This window comes from Streptomyces profundus (assembly GCF_020740535.1).
Classification (GTDB): Bacteria; Actinomycetota; Actinomycetes; order Streptomycetales; family Streptomycetaceae; genus Streptomyces; species Streptomyces profundus.
The window spans coordinates 2774344-2787314 of the sequence record NZ_CP082362.1 but is presented as its reverse complement, the minus strand read 5'-3'; the positions used below and the strand labels follow the sequence as shown (position 1 = coordinate 2787314).

At 72.9% G+C, this 12971-nt stretch carries 14 protein-coding genes and 2 pseudogenes; 8 read left to right on the top strand and 8 right to left on the bottom strand.

Going from position 1 to position 12971, the window contains the following annotated elements; all coding sequences use genetic code 11:
- Positions 1-12: 12 nt before the first annotated feature.
- The 3 genes from K4G22_RS12195 to K4G22_RS12185 form a co-directional block, all read right to left on the bottom strand.
- Positions 13-534 (bottom strand): hypothetical protein, encoded by a 522-nt coding sequence (locus K4G22_RS12195; RefSeq protein ID WP_228080069.1) that lies wholly within the window; start codon positions 532-534, stop codon positions 13-15.
- 140 nt (positions 535-674) lie between these two features.
- Entirely contained in the window at positions 675-1691 is a 1017-nt protein-coding gene (locus K4G22_RS12190; protein ID WP_228080067.1) for a zinc-dependent alcohol dehydrogenase family protein, read from the bottom strand.
- A gap of 267 nt (positions 1692-1958) precedes the next feature.
- Positions 1959-2570, bottom strand: a complete 612-nt coding sequence (locus K4G22_RS12185; RefSeq protein WP_228080066.1) for a TetR/AcrR family transcriptional regulator — start codon at positions 2568-2570, stop codon at positions 1959-1961.
- 214 nt (positions 2571-2784) lie between these two features.
- On the opposite strand from K4G22_RS12185, the gene K4G22_RS12180 reads away from it, so the two are divergent.
- Entirely contained in the window at positions 2785-3417 is a 633-nt protein-coding gene (locus K4G22_RS12180; RefSeq protein WP_228080064.1) for an FMN-dependent NADH-azoreductase, read from the top strand.
- 98 nt (positions 3418-3515) lie between these two features.
- Here K4G22_RS12180 and K4G22_RS12175 read toward each other — a convergent pair whose 3' ends face one another.
- On the bottom strand, positions 3516-3917 hold the full coding sequence (locus K4G22_RS12175; protein ID WP_228080062.1) for a DUF4180 domain-containing protein: 402 nt from the start codon (positions 3915-3917) through the stop codon (positions 3516-3518).
- On the opposite strand from K4G22_RS12175, the gene K4G22_RS31960 reads away from it, so the two are divergent.
- Entirely contained in the window at positions 3802-4266 is a 465-nt protein-coding gene (locus K4G22_RS31960; protein ID WP_425336658.1) for a DUF4328 domain-containing protein, read from the top strand. The two genes, K4G22_RS12175 and K4G22_RS31960, sit on opposite strands and share 116 nt — an antisense overlap.
- Here the strand turns inward: K4G22_RS31960 and K4G22_RS31955 are convergent.
- A pseudogene (locus K4G22_RS31955) lies at positions 4206-4700 on the bottom strand (GrpB family protein); the annotation flags it as partial. The gene K4G22_RS31960 and the pseudogene K4G22_RS31955 overlap by 61 nt on opposite strands.
- 123 nt (positions 4701-4823) lie before the next feature.
- Positions 4824-5327 (bottom strand): annotated as a pseudogene (locus K4G22_RS31950) (P-loop nucleotide/nucleoside kinase family protein); the annotation flags it as partial.
- Positions 5328-5413: 86 nt separating this feature from the next.
- Between K4G22_RS31950 and K4G22_RS12160 the strand changes: the two are divergent.
- Together K4G22_RS12160 and K4G22_RS12155 are read left to right on the top strand one after the other, a co-directional pair.
- A complete protein-coding gene (locus tag K4G22_RS12160) occupies positions 5414-6739 on the top strand; it encodes a type I glutamate--ammonia ligase (RefSeq protein ID WP_228080061.1) in 1326 nt (441 codons plus the stop codon).
- A gap of 15 nt (positions 6740-6754) precedes the next feature.
- The gene (locus K4G22_RS12155; RefSeq protein ID WP_228080060.1) at positions 6755-8125 is read left to right on the top strand and encodes an amidohydrolase family protein; all 1371 of its coding nucleotides are present in this window, start codon (positions 6755-6757) and stop codon (positions 8123-8125) included.
- 10 nt (positions 8126-8135) lie between these two features.
- On the opposite strand, the gene K4G22_RS12150 is transcribed toward K4G22_RS12155, so the two are convergent.
- A complete protein-coding gene (locus tag K4G22_RS12150; RefSeq protein WP_228080059.1) occupies positions 8136-8552 on the bottom strand; it encodes an ankyrin repeat domain-containing protein in 417 nt (138 codons plus the stop codon).
- A 55-nt stretch (positions 8553-8607) separates the two neighbouring features.
- Here K4G22_RS12150 and K4G22_RS12145 point away from each other — a divergent pair, with 55 nt between their 5' ends.
- A complete protein-coding gene (locus K4G22_RS12145; protein WP_228080058.1) occupies positions 8608-9777 on the top strand; it encodes a sensor histidine kinase in 1170 nt (389 codons plus the stop codon).
- Between the two features lie 36 nt (positions 9778-9813).
- On the opposite strand, the gene K4G22_RS12140 is transcribed toward K4G22_RS12145, so the two are convergent.
- Entirely contained in the window at positions 9814-10527 is a 714-nt protein-coding gene (locus tag K4G22_RS12140; protein ID WP_228080057.1) for a DUF4241 domain-containing protein, read from the bottom strand.
- Between the two features lie 294 nt (positions 10528-10821).
- On the opposite strand from K4G22_RS12140, the gene K4G22_RS12135 reads away from it, so the two are divergent.
- The 3 genes from K4G22_RS12135 to K4G22_RS12125 are packed head-to-tail and all read left to right on the top strand — an operon-like array spanning position 10822 to position 12619.
- Positions 10822-11430: a hypothetical protein gene (locus K4G22_RS12135; RefSeq protein ID WP_228080056.1), complete on the top strand. Its 609-nt coding sequence runs from the start codon at positions 10822-10824 to the stop codon at positions 11428-11430.
- A gap of 45 nt (positions 11431-11475) precedes the next feature.
- Entirely contained in the window at positions 11476-11871 is a 396-nt protein-coding gene (locus K4G22_RS12130; RefSeq protein WP_228080055.1) for a VOC family protein, read from the top strand.
- 46 nt (positions 11872-11917) lie between these two features.
- Positions 11918-12619, top strand: coding sequence for a response regulator (locus tag K4G22_RS12125; RefSeq protein ID WP_228080054.1), 702 nt, complete (start codon positions 11918-11920; stop codon positions 12617-12619).
- Positions 12620-12971: the final 352 nt, after the last annotated feature.

The following is a 12971-nucleotide window of genomic DNA, read 5'->3' as shown; positions in this document are numbered from 1 at the left end:
TCGGGGCGGTGTTCACTTCGCCGCCTCGGCCGCGCCGACGCAACTCAGCCCCTGGCCCGGACGCCTGTCACGGGTCACATAGGTGATCCCCTCCCGGGCGGTCCTGCTGTCGAAGAACGCCGGCTCGGGCAGCTCCACCCCGATCTTCGAGGTCGGGTCGACCGACAGCACGAAGGCGAGCGGCGCGAGGACGATGGTCGCCGGGATCGCCAGCACCTGGAAGAGGATGCTGCCGCCGGCGAACCCGACGACCCAGAAGCCCACCATGACCGCCGCGCACACGAAGGCCCAGATCAGGGAACGGGTGATCGGCCGGCGTCGGAGCTGACGCGTCGTGTCCAGGTCCTGGATCACGAAGATCCCCTCCCGGCCGCAGTGCCCGCACGCGAGGGCGACCCGCACCTCACCGCGCTCGGGCCGGGCGACCACCACGCTGGTCAGCCGGACCTGGCTGCGCACCACGCTGGGCCCCTGCCGCATGTCGAGTTGGTGACGCATCGACAGCCTCAGGTTCTGCGGCACGGTCCATGGCATGGTCTCCCCCTCCGACGACGCCCGAATCGCTCGCCCACCCGAGCGCACGGCCGCCGGAATGATATCCACGCGTCCCCCTTGCTGTGGCGAACTTCCGTACAACGTGCGGAAGTTGTCGATCGTGTGGGAGGACCGACAGGTCAGGGGGTGAGGAGGGTCTTGATGGCGCGGCGCTCGTCCATGGCCTGGTAGCCCTCGGCGACCCGCTCCAGGGGCAGGGTCAGGTCGAAGACCCGGCCCGGGTCGATCCGGCCGGCGAGCACCCGGTCGATCAGGTCCGGCAGGTAGCGGCGCACGGGGGCGGGGCCGCCGCGCAGGCCGACGTGGGAGAAGAACAGCTCCTGGCCGTCGATCGCGACCTCGTGGGGGACGCCGACGAAGCCGACGTTGCCCCCTGGCCGGGCCGAGTGCAGCGCCTGGCTCATGGCCTGGGGGGTGCCGACGCACTCCAGCACGGAGTCCGCCCCGATCCCGCCCGTCAGGTCCTTGATCCGGGCGATCCCCTCCTCGCCGCGTTCGGTGACGATGTCGGTGGCGCCGAACTCCCGGGCGAGCCGCTGGCGGGATTCGTGCCGGGACATGGCGATGACGCGCTCCGCGCCCATCTCCTTGGCCGCGATCACCCCGCACAGCCCCACCGCGCCGTCGCCGACGACCACGGCGGTCGAGCCCGGCTCGACCGCGGCGGCGTCGGCGGCCCACCAGCCGGTGCCCAGCACGTCGGACACGGCCAGCAGGCTCGGCCACAACGACTCGTCCGGCACCTCGTCGGTCGCGACCAGGGTGCCCTGGGCGTTGGGGATACGCACGTACTCGGCCTGGCAGGTGGACATGAACTCGCGGTTCAGACAGTTCGACTGGAAGCCGTTCCTACAGTTCGCGCAGGTGTTGTCGGAGGTGGCGAAGGAGCCGACGACGAACTGGCCCGGCCGCGGGTAGGTGACCTCGGAGCCGACCTCCTCCACGAAACCGATGTACTCGTGCCCCATGGGGTGCGCCCGCTCGGTCGGCTCGGCGCCGCGGTAGGGCCACAGGTCCGAGCCGCAGACACAGGTCAGGGCCGTCCGGATGACGGCGTCGGTCGGGTGGATGACCTTCGCGTCGTCCACGGTCTCGAAGCGCACGTCGCCTGGGGCGTGGATCACTGCTCCGCGCATGAGGGTTTCCTTACGTGATGGGGCCTTCCGGTGCTGGCGGGCACCGCCTGCGGTGACGGGCCCGGTGCGCGGCGGCGTCTCCGTCGCGTGTGCCGGGCCGGGCACCCGTTCTCCCGTCGCCGTGACGGCCGGGACGAGTGCCACCACGTCCAGGCAACCGCCTCCGGGCACCGTCTGCCAGTCACCACCGAGAGGTGTACCGGCGGTACATCCCTCCCGCGCCGTGCCGGACGCACCGTCGAGCGGGCGGGCCGTCCGCCTCCCGCCTCAGCGGAGCAGGCGCTCGACCAGGGTCTGCCAGGCGTCGCCGAGGAAGTCGGTGAAGGCCGCCGCCGCGACGGCCGTGTCGGGTTCGGGGCGCGAGAGGTACAGCAGCAGCGGGCCCTCCAGCGCGGCGGTGATCTGGACCGCGACGCCGTCGAGGTTCGGTACCGACCCGGCCTGGACGAGGAGCATCCGGATATGGAGCTGGGTCATCGACTGAGTGCCGGCCGGGACCGGCTGGGTGCGGTCGAGGGCGGCCCGCGCGATGGCGTGGTGCTCCACGAGAAAGGCGATGCGGGCGCGGCCGTAGGCGACCAGGCGGTCGACGGGCTCGGCGCCGGGGCCCAGGGGCGGCGGCCCCGACAGCACCTGCTGCTGGAACCGCCGGTCGTCCGCGTCGATCAGCGCCCGGAAGATGCCGGCCCGGCTGCCGAAGCGGCGGAAGACGGTGCCCTTGCCGAGGCCGGCGCGCTCGGCGAGACCGTCCATCGTGACCCGGTCGGCGCCGTGCTCGGCGAGCATCTCGCGGGCGGTCCGCAGCAGGTGCTCACGGTTGCGCACCGCGTCGGCGCGCTCGCCGCGCGGCTTCCCGAAGGGCACTACAAGGCGGTCCACGGGGCCCAATCTACAGGGCGGAATACTAAACGGGGTGAAGTCCGTTTATGCTGTTCCGAGGTCGCGAAGGGTCGGCACCCCCGACTCCTCGCCGCCCACCGCTGTCCCGCTTGTTCTGTTTGGCCCGCTTGTTCTGCTTGTTCTGCTTGTTCCCACGGTGCGATCAGTCCGTGGGCCACCGGACGCACCAAGTCCCGTTCGAAGGATCACGATCATGAACCTGTTCCGTCTGGACGCCAGCATCCTGCCGGGCACCTCCGCCAGCGCCGAGATCGCCGACATAGCCGAGGCCGAGTGGGTCGCGGCCCACCCCGGCGCCACGGTGACCAGGCGTCACCTCGGCACGGACGCGCTGCCAGCCGACGCGTGGACGCTCGCCACCACGGCGGCCTTCGCCGCCGAGGCGGACCGCACCGAGGCCCAGCGCGATGCGCTGGCGCTGGGCGCGACGCTGGCCGAGGAGGTGCAGAACGCGGACGCCGCGATTCTGGCCGTCCCGCTGTACAACTACGGCATCTCGCAGCACTTCAAGGTGTGGGTGGACCTCGTCATCGCCGGCGCGGGCCCCACCACGCCGCTGCTGAAGGGCACCCCCACCGTGCTGGCCACCACCCTGGGCGGCGGCTACGGCCCCGGCGCCCCGCGCGCGGGCTGGGACCACTCCACCCCCTACCTGGAGCGGATCCTCGCCGACATCTGGGAGGCCGAACTGACCACCATCAAGCGCGAACTCACCCTCGCCGCCGCCACCCCGGGGATGGAGAGCCTGCGGGACGTCGCCAAGGAGCAGCACGCCGAGGCGCTGGCCGCCGCCCGTGAGGCCGGCCGGGCGCTCGCCGAGCGCTGATGTGTGGCAGCCGGTGGCGGGAACGACGGGCCGTCGCCCCGCCACCGGACGGGCACCGCACCGCGCGGCGGCCGGTCGCTCGAAGCGGCTGACCTCGCTCAGCCGGGGGTGGCGGTGAGGCGGTGGCGGAAGGCGTCGATGTCGTCGAGGAACCACGTCTGGCCGCCCGCCTGGCACTCGCGGACGAAGTCCCGCAGGGCCGAACTGGCGGCGGTGTGGCGGGAGATGTCACCGATGACGGCCAGTCCGAGCCGGTAGTTCACAAACTTCTGCACGATGTCGCCGGCCACGCGGGTGCGCAGTTGGAAGAACGCGTCGGCCAGCCGCTCGGCGGGGATCACCACCCACCGCGCGCCCTGGTAGCTCGCGTTGCCGACGATATCCATGATGTCCGCCTCGGCCGCGATGACGGCGCCATCGGCCGGACAGACGGCCACGGCCACGCCGCCGATCGTCTCGAAGCGGAACGGGCCCTCGCTGGCACTGTCGACATCCGTCACGGGACACGAGGTTACCCACGCGCCTCCAAGCCTCTGGGGTCGGGTGGTTCGTTGTGCTGCTCGTCGCGCAGATCTTCGTGGGCGTGGCGCTGGTGGTGTGCTGGCTGATCTGGTTCGCCCGGGTGCGGGTGGCCGCCGAACGGTTCGCGCCCGGCCAGTTGCGCTATGCCCCCGGATGGGGGTGCTCGGCTGGTTCATCCCCGTCGTCAACCTCTACCTGCCCAAGCAGATCGCCAACGACGTCTGGCACGCCTCCAGGCGGCCCGCCAGGGCGGCGCATGAGCCGGATCAGCCGCGTCGGGCACGGGCGAGGATCGCCTCCACCGTGGCGGACTTCGCGTCGGCGTAGTGCTGGGTGTGCGCCCAGGTGCGACGGGCCAGGGCGCGCTTCGTCCGGGCGTAGAGGTCCCGTTCCTCGTCCCGCGCGCGAAGCCGGTCGCGGAAGGTGAGCATCCGCTCCACCTCCGGGCAACCCGACGGGAACACATGCAGGTTCACCCCCTCGGCACCTGGCGCCGGATCCTCCCTGCGGAGCACCCGGTGCTCGAACCAGTCGGGTTCGCGGATCGCCAGCCGGTAGCCCAGCGCTTCGAGTGCCGGCACATAGGCGCCCTCGTCCGCCGGGTCCGGCACGGTCAGCAGCATGTCGACGACCGGCTTGGCCGGCAGCCCGGGTACCGAGGTCGAGCCCACATGCGCCAACCCATGTGGCAACGAGCCGAGTTGACGGCCGACGGCCGCCGCCTCGGCGGCGAAGACCCGAGGCCACTCGGGGTGGGGCTCCATCAGCCGGACGCGCCCTTCGAGCGGGCGCACCGCCCCCACGGTGACCGCCGCGAGCTCCGCTTCGCTCATCCGGGGCGGCCCCACGTCCGGCTCCTCGCCGAGGGAGGGCGGCAACGCGGCCAGGATGTCGTCGACCACCCCGGCCGGCGGACGGTCCGTGGTGTCGACGACGGTCAGGGCCCTCGCCAGCCAGGGGAACGCCCGCTCGTAGTCGTCCCGGCGCGCGAGGCGCCAGGCGTGGGCGGTGGCGCCCTCCGCCTCGTCGCCGGTGATCCGACCGGTCAACGTCTCCCGGTCGGTATGCAGCAGGAACGGGCGCAACGGGACGCCGGCCTCGGCGAACCCGGCGCGCAACTCGTCCCAGTACTCCTCGACCAGCACCGACTGGGGGACGACCAGCACCCCGCCGACATGGTCGAGCAACTCCCGCGCCGTCCCCACCACCAGGCGGCGCCACGGGCGCCACTGCTGGAAGTCCGTGACGGTGGCCGGGTCGAGCACCCGCGCCAGCAGCGCGCCGACCTGCTCCGAGTCGAAGAGCAGCGCGTCGGGCAGCCGCTCCACCAGCGCGCGGGCGGTCGTCGTCTTCCCCGCCCCGAACGCCCCGTTCAACCAGATGATCACCGGTTGAGTCTAGGAGGTGTCGGACCACCCGGTTGGGTGATGGGCTGCTTGCGGCGATGTGGGTGGGCGCGGCAGGGTTTGCCCGCATGGACCACACTCAGCAGGCGATGGCCAGGCTCACCTCGGCGGGCGTGCGGGGCATCGCCCTGACCTGGGTGGACAACGCCGGCATCACCCGGGTCAAGGCGGTGCCGACGGCACGGCTCAAACAGGCCGTGCGCAACGGCGTCGGCATGTCGCCGGTCTTCGACGTCTACCTGGTGGACGACTCGATGACGGACAGCCCGCATATCGGCGGCCCCGACGGCGACCTGCGGCTCGTCCCCGACCTGGACCGGCTGACCGTGCTCGCCGGCCAACCCGGCTGGGCCTGGGCCCCCGTCGACCGCTTCGAATCGTCCCGGGCCCCCTACCCCGCCTGCCAGCGACGGTTCGCCCGCCGTCAAGTGGCCACCGTGGCCGAGGAGTTCGGCATCGAACTGCTGATGGGCTTCGAGACCGAGTGGATGGTCGGCCGGGCGGCGGACGACGCGGGGCAGGTGGCGAACGGGCCGGCCTACGGTATGGCGCGGCTGGTCGAACTCTCCGACTACCTCAGCGCGTTGCTCGACGCGTTCACCGCGCAGGGGCTCGAACCGCTGCAACTCCATCCGGAGTACGCGCTCGGCCAGTTCGAGGTCTCCCTCACCCCGACCGGCCCGCTCGCCGCCGCCGACCTCGCGGTACTCGCCAGGGAGACCGTCCGCGCGGTCTCGGCCCGCCACGGGCTCGCCGCCTCGTTCGCGCCCATGGTGCGCGGCGACGGCCTGGGCAACGGGCGCCATCTGCACCTCAGCCTGTGGCGCGAGGGCAAGAACCTGTGCCGGGGCGGCGACGGCCCGTTCGGCATGACGGCCGACTGTGAGGCGTTCCTGGCCGGCGTGTTCCGCGAACTGCCCGCGCTGCTGGCGCTGGGCGCGCCGTCGCCGGCCAGCTATCTGCGCCTCCGCCCGGGGTACTGGGCCGGCGCCTACCACTCCTGGGGCCTGGAGAACCGGGAGGCCGCGCTGCGCTTCATCGAGGGCTCACCCGACGACCTCGGCGGCGCCAACGCCGAACTCAAGTGCTTCGACGGCGCCGCCAACCCGTATCTGCTGGTCGGCGCGGTGCTGGCCGCCGGAATCGCGGGCCTGCGCGAGGAGTTGACGCTGCCGCTGCCGGTCGTCGGCGACCCGTCGGGCCAGTTGAACCAGAAGCGGCTGCCCGAATCGCTGCCGGCGGCCGTGGACCGACTGGCGGCCTCATCGGTCCTCGCCACCGCGCTGGGCCCCGAACTCCTCGGCGCCGTCCTGGCCGTGCGGCGAGCCGAGGCGGAGCTGTACGAGGCCACCGGACCCGACGAACTCGTCACCGCCACCCGTGACCGCTACTGATCAGGCGGCGAACGCATGAGCGCCGAACGTTTCGAACTGCCGCCGTTGGTTGACCAGCACTGCCATCGAGTGCTGAGCGAAGTCCCATTGAACGTGACCGAGTTCGAACGCTGGCTCTCCGAGTCCCCGCATCCGCCGGCGGCCGGCACCAGCTACTTCGACAGCCAACTGGGCCTCGCGGTCCGCCGCTGGTGCGCCCCGGCGCTCGGCCTCCCCGCCTACGCCACCCCCGCCGACTACCTCGCCACCCGCCGCGCGCTCGGCCCCACCGAGGCCCTCCGCCGCCTCCTCCACGCCGCCGACATCGGCACCCTCCTCGTCGACACCGGCCTGCCCGCCGGTGACCTCCGGTCGGGTCCGGGTGGGGAGCCGGTCCGTGGGTGGGACAGGAGGGGGCGGTCCAGTGGCAGGGGTGGGTGGACGGACGACGGTGCGGGTTATGTCGACCGCCGCCTGGACGACGGCTGGGCAGCCGAAGGCCGCCCCGGCAGTCGCCGCCCAGGCAACCGGGGCCCGTTCGCCGACCCAGCACCCGAACCCGGCACCGGCCCCGGGCGGGCCGGGCGCCATGGGGATGGTTCGGCCGGCGCGGCCGGCACGTGGTTGACACCCGCGGAGTTGGCGCGCGCCGCCGGGGCCGGCGCGTTCGAGGTGACGCGGCTGGAGAGCCTGGCCGAGGACGCCGCCGACCGTGCCGGGCGGGACACCGACGCGTTCCTCGCCGGCCTGGCCCGGGCGATCGGCCGGGCGCGGGCCAGGTCGGTGGCGTTCAAGTCCGTCGTCGCCTACCGGCACGGGCTGCATCTGGCGCCCGCCCCGCCCAGCAGGGCCGAGCTGTGGACCGCGGCCGAACACTGGCTGCTCACCCGTCCGGCCGGCGGCCGGCTGAGCAACCCGGTGCTGGCGCGGCATCTCCTCTGGTCCGCCGTGGAGACGGGGCTCCCGCTCCAACTCCACACCGGCTTCGGTGACCCCGACCTGCGCCTGCACCGCGCGGACCCGGCGCTGCTCACCGACTTCGTGCGGGCCGTGGGACCCACCGGATGCCCGCTGGTGCTGCTGCACTGCTACCCGTTCCACCGCCAGGCCGCCCATCTGGCGGCCGTCCACCCCCATGTCCAGGTGGACCTCGGCCTGACGCTGAGCCATGTCGGCAGCCGCGCCGGCGCGGTCCTCACCGAGACGTTGGAGCTGGCCCCGTTCGGCAAGGTGCTGTTCTCCACGGACGCCTACGGCCTGCCGGAGCTGTATCTGGTCGGCGCGCGGCAGTTCCGGCACGCGCTGACCGAGGCCCTGACCCAGCTGGCGCCGCCGCGCGCCGAGTGGCAGCGGATCGCCGCCCTGCTGGCCGCCGACAACGCCCGCCGCGTCTACCGCCTCACCTGAGGCGGGGAGGCTACCGCGCGCCGAAGAGCGACAGCAGCTCCGTCCGGCCGAACATCCGCGCCGTGTCCACCGCCGACGGCTGTCCCGCCGACGGGTCGGCGCCGGCGGCCAGCAGGACGCGGACCACCGCCGACTCGTTCTTGAAGACCGCGCCGGCGATCGGCGTCTGCCCCTTGTCGTTGCTGCGCGCCGGGTCGGCGCCGCGCTCCAGCAGCGCCTCGACGGTGGCCACATGGCCGTGGTAGGCCGCCAGCATCAGCAGGGTGTCGCCCTTGTCGTTGCTGAGGTTCGGTGGGACGCCCGCGTCCACATAGGCGGCGACGGTGTCCGTGTCCCCGTCCCTGGCCAGGTCGAACACCTTCGCCGCGAGCTGGAGCACCTCGGGGTCGTGGGCGGGCTCGTTGCTCTCCGGTGCCGGGCCGGTCATGGGGACTTCCTCCTCGATGGTGCCGTTTGGGCACAGCCTACGTACTCTGGCTCCCATGCTTGCCCGTTTGGCCTCGGCGTTCCACTGGGACCGCCTGTCGATGGTGGGCGGGGCCGCCCTGCTGGTGGACGGCGCGCTGCTCTTCGGCGCCGCCGCGGGGGGAGATCCGTCCCGCGCCGTGGCCGGCTGGGTGCTGGTGCTGATCGCCACCGTCGCGCTCGGGCTGCGGCACCGCTGGCCGGTCGGCGTGGCGCTGGTGGCGCTGGTGGTGGCCATCGTCTACTACCCGGTCACCCCGGTGGACGGGCCGGCGCCGCTCGCCGTCTACATCATCGCGCTCTACACGGTCGCCCGCAGCGGCCAGCCGACCACCGCCGTCGCGATCGCCGTTTTCACCCTCCTGGTGATCACCTGGGGCGAGATGTTGTTGACCAGCGAGGAACGCCATGTGGACGACATGTCGATGGTGCTCTTCGGCGGCTGGTTCCTGAGCGTGATCGCCCTCGGCCACGCCGTGCGGCTCAGACACGCGCACCAGCACGAGGCGGAGCAGCGGGTGCTCGCCGCCGAACGCGAGCGCGACCTCCGCGCCCAGCAGTCGGCGACGGAGGAACGCCTGCGGCTGGCAAGGGAGTTGCACGATGTGCTGGGCCACAACATCTCCCTGATCCACGTCCGCAGCACGGCCGCGCTGCACCGGGGCGCCAAACGCCCCGGGGAGACGGCGGAGCTGGTCAGCGCCCTGGAGCTGGTGCGCGACACCAGCAAGGAGGCGCTGCGCGAACTCCGCGCCACGCTCGGCGTTCTGCGTCAGGTCGACGAGGCGGCGCCCGTCGAACCGGCGGCCGGTCTCGAACGGCTCGGCGAGCTGGTGCACCGCGCGGCCGACAGCGGCCTCGACATCCGGGTCGAGACCACGGGGGAGGCGCGGGTGCTCTCGCCCGGCATCTCCCTCGCCGCGTACCGGATCGTCCAGGAGTCCATCACCAACATCACCCGGCACGCGCGCGCCAGCGAGGCCGTGGTCCGCGTCGCCTACACGGACCGCGAACTGCGCCTGTGCGTCGAGGACAACGGCGAGGGCGCCGCGCCGGGCGCGGAGGGCAGCGGCATCCTCGGCATGACCACCCGCGCCCGCGCCCTCGGCGGCGACCTCACCGCCCGCAACCGCGCCGACGGCCACGGCTTCCACGTCACCGCCCGCCTGCCCGTCACCACCCCCTGAACGCGCCGCCGAACGGGGCCCCGGGCCGCCGCTGCCTCAGCCGGCGTCGGCGTTCTCAGGGGCGTCGGCGTTCTCGGGGGCGTCGGCGTTCTCGGGGTCGTCGGCCACGAAGAAGCTGGTCACGAAGCCCGTGACGCGGCCCGTCGCGTCGTGGCCGACCCAGGTGGGGTAGGCGCCGTCGCCCCAGCCGGTGGGAAAGCCGACCAGGCCGAATCCGGACTCCCGATCCACCACGGCGCTGGGCAGCGGCGGCGGTGGCACGTCCCGGCCGTAGATGGCGTCGATCAGATCGTCGCCGTCCTCGCCCAGGAGGCGGGTGAGCCGGGGGGCCGCGACGGCGTCCACGAAGCAGCCGGTGCCCGTGTCCACGCCGTACCCGATCCACTCGTCGTCCGCGAGGCCCTTGGTGTCCTGGCCGGCGACCAGCGCCAACGACCAGCTGACCGCCGGCTCGTCGCTGACCCGCAGCCAGGCGGCGGCGGCCCGGTCATGGGCGAACTCCGGGGCGTCCGGCTCCGCCACCTCGACGATCGACAGCACCACCGGGTACGTGCCGGGCGGCACCTCGTCGACGAACGGCTCGACGCCGTCCTCGATCCCGATCAGCGGATCGCAGGCGGCCACCCGCCCCGATGGCAGCGTCAACGGCGCCTCGGGCAGCGCGTTGACGGTGCTGGTCTCGCCACGAGAACCGCGGAAAACACTGCCCAGCGTGAACAGGCGGGCGATATCGGGCGCGGGCAGAGGCATCGAAGGTCATCCCGTCGTGGTTTTCATCGGGTCGAACAGGTCGAGAATCCGGGCGGGAGCCCGAACCGGCTGCGACCGCGCGGCCATCATCGCATGGGTGTGCGGCCCACATCCGGGCGACCGGGTCCGGCGTTGGGTCTGCCGTGTGCGGCCCTTGCGGGGATAGTGTCGAAAGTACGAGAAGTGATGGACGGGGAAGGTGAGTTGGGGATGCGCGGAGCACGACGATGGGTGCTGTCCGTCGCAGTGGGTGCTGTGTTACTCAGTGGCTGCGGCAGCGAGAGCGGTGACGGCGTGACCCCTTCGGAGGGCGGTGGCGGCGTCGAGGAGCCGCCCGGCACCGAGGAAGAGCCCGGCATCGAGGACGAGGCCGGCATCGAGGACGAGGCCGGCACGGTCGACCCCGACGCGGTGTTGGACCAGGCCGAGCAGCTGCTGGGCGTGCTGGTGCCGGCGGAGGATCTCCCCTCGGGCTTCGACCGCACCGAGGAGGGCGCCACCCACGGCGGCGCCACCTGCGCCGATCCCGTCGACCCGGCGCCACCGGTCGGCATCCTCCAGTCCGGCTGGGTGCGCTACGAGGGCCCGGGCGACGAGTCGGTGATCGTCGAACTCTGCTCCTTCGCCGACCAGTCGGCGGCCGAGGCCGCCTTCGCCAGCGCCGCCGGCCATCTGCTGGTGACCACCGGCACGGAGATCGACGGCGCCCCGCTGGGCGACCAGAGCAGCTACATCCATGTCGACGACGGCGGGAACCACTCGGTCACCCTGGAGCTGCGGACGGGCACCGTGCTGCTGCGCGCCGTGCACGCCCAGGAGTCCGACAGCATCCGCCAGCCGGATCTCCTGGAGTCGCTCGGCGCGGCCCAACTCGACCGACTGGACGCGGCCCGCACCTCCTGACGCCGCACCGCCGGGCGGCCGGCGTCCTGACCAGAGGAGATCCCGTTGACGCATCTGTCCTACGAGGTGTTTCACAAGGACGTCCCCACGTTGGTGGAGTTCTACGTCCGGGTCCTGGGCTTCCGAGCGCCCGAGGAGTCCAAGTCATCGGAGGTCTCGGAAACCTCCGCGCCCCTGGAGTATGTCGTCGTCCGCCGGGGGGACGTGCGCGTCGGCTGCTGCCGTCACGACGAGGCGGACCCCACGCCGCGTCGACCGCCGGGCGGCAGCGAGATCGTCCTGCGGGTCGACGACGTCAGGGCCGAACACGCCCGGGTGGTCTCCAGCGGCTGGCCGCTCGCGGACGCGCTGCGGACGCGGCCCTGGGGGCTGACGGACTTCCGCGTCTTCGACCCGGCCGGGCAGTACCTGCGGATCACCAGCGCGACGGCGGAGGGCTGACCCGGGAACGGGGCTTCCGCACACGCGCACGCCTACCCTGGTTGCCATGAACGCGGGGCGCCCGGGGCGGGCCAACGGACAGCGGGTGCGAGTCCTGCTCGCCGACGACCAGATGCTGGTGAGGGCCGGTTTCCGGTCGATCCTCGCGGACGAGGAGGACATCGAGGTCGTGGGCGAGGCCGGCAATGGCGCCGAGGCCGTCGCACTGGCCGAAGAACTGCGCCCCGACGTCGTGTTGATGGACATCAGGATGCCCGAGATGGACGGTCTCGCGGCCACCGAGAAGATCGTCGGCAACGAGCGGCTCTCCGAGGTGCGGGTCGTCATCCTGACCACCTTCGATGTCGACGACTACGTCTACGGCGCGTTGCGCGCCGGCGCCTCCGGGTTCCTGGTGAAGGACACCGAACCGATGGAGCTGCTGCACGCCATCCGGGTCTGCGCGCGCGGCGACGCGTTGATCGCGCCGACGATCACCCGCCGCCTGATCGCCGAGTTCGCCGGCCGCGTCAAACAGCCGGCGCCCAGCCCCCGGCTGAACGCGCTCACCGAGCGGGAACGCGAGGTGATGGTCCTGGTCGGCGCCGGCCTGACCAACGACGAGATCGCCCGCCGGCTGGTCCTCAGCCCGGCCACGGCCAAGACCCACGTCAGCCGGATCATGACCAAGCTGGCCGTCCGCGACCGCGCGCAGCTGGTGATCCTCGCGTACGAGACCGGCATGATCACCCCCGGCTGGATGAGCTGACACCGCCGCACCCCTCAGGGACCGGCCTCGGGGCTTTCCCCGAGACGACCTCGGGGGTCCCGCAACCGCCGTAGTACCCCCCACGGCGACCGTGCGCCCGCCGACGTACCCCCACTGCCCACCCCCAGCCGACGCGCGCACCCCCCACCCCACGCCACCGTTGCCCTGTGACCACCTGCCTTCCCCACCCCCCACCCCCAACGGTCCGGCCTGCGGCGTTGGCCTGCGGCCGGCCGGGGCGGTCGCCTGGCCTCCGGCTGGGTGTACGCCCGTGGCGGTGCCGTCGGCCGGTCACCGGCTGGCGCCCGAGCGGCGCGGTTGCCTGGCCACCGGCTGTGTACGCCCGTGGCGC

What these genes read in the sequence shown, in the direction of transcription:
- K4G22_RS12125 (WP_228080054.1), top strand. Translation starts at nt 11,918, where the DNA reads ATGAACGCGGGGCGCCCGGGGCGGGCCAACGGACAGCGGGTGCGAGTC.
- K4G22_RS12145 (WP_228080058.1), top strand. Translation starts at nt 8,608, where the DNA reads ATGCTTGCCCGTTTGGCCTCGGCGTTCCACTGGGACCGCCTGTCGATG.
- K4G22_RS12140 (WP_228080057.1), bottom strand. Translation starts at nt 10,527, where the DNA reads ATGCCTCTGCCCGCGCCCGATATCGCCCGCCTGTTCACGCTGGGCAGT.
- K4G22_RS12180 (WP_228080064.1), top strand. Translation starts at nt 2,785, where the DNA reads ATGAACCTGTTCCGTCTGGACGCCAGCATCCTGCCGGGCACCTCCGCC.
- K4G22_RS12150 (WP_228080059.1), bottom strand. Translation starts at nt 8,552, where the DNA reads ATGACCGGCCCGGCACCGGAGAGCAACGAGCCCGCCCACGACCCCGAG.
- K4G22_RS12160 (WP_228080061.1), top strand. Translation starts at nt 5,414, where the DNA reads ATGGACCACACTCAGCAGGCGATGGCCAGGCTCACCTCGGCGGGCGTG.
- K4G22_RS12190 (WP_228080067.1), bottom strand. Translation starts at nt 1,691, where the DNA reads ATGCGCGGAGCAGTGATCCACGCCCCAGGCGACGTGCGCTTCGAGACC.
- K4G22_RS31960 (WP_425336658.1), top strand. Translation starts at nt 3,802, where the DNA reads ATGATGTCCGCCTCGGCCGCGATGACGGCGCCATCGGCCGGACAGACG.
- K4G22_RS12195 (WP_228080069.1), bottom strand. Translation starts at nt 534, where the DNA reads ATGCCATGGACCGTGCCGCAGAACCTGAGGCTGTCGATGCGTCACCAA.
- K4G22_RS12155 (WP_228080060.1), top strand. Translation starts at nt 6,755, where the DNA reads ATGAGCGCCGAACGTTTCGAACTGCCGCCGTTGGTTGACCAGCACTGC.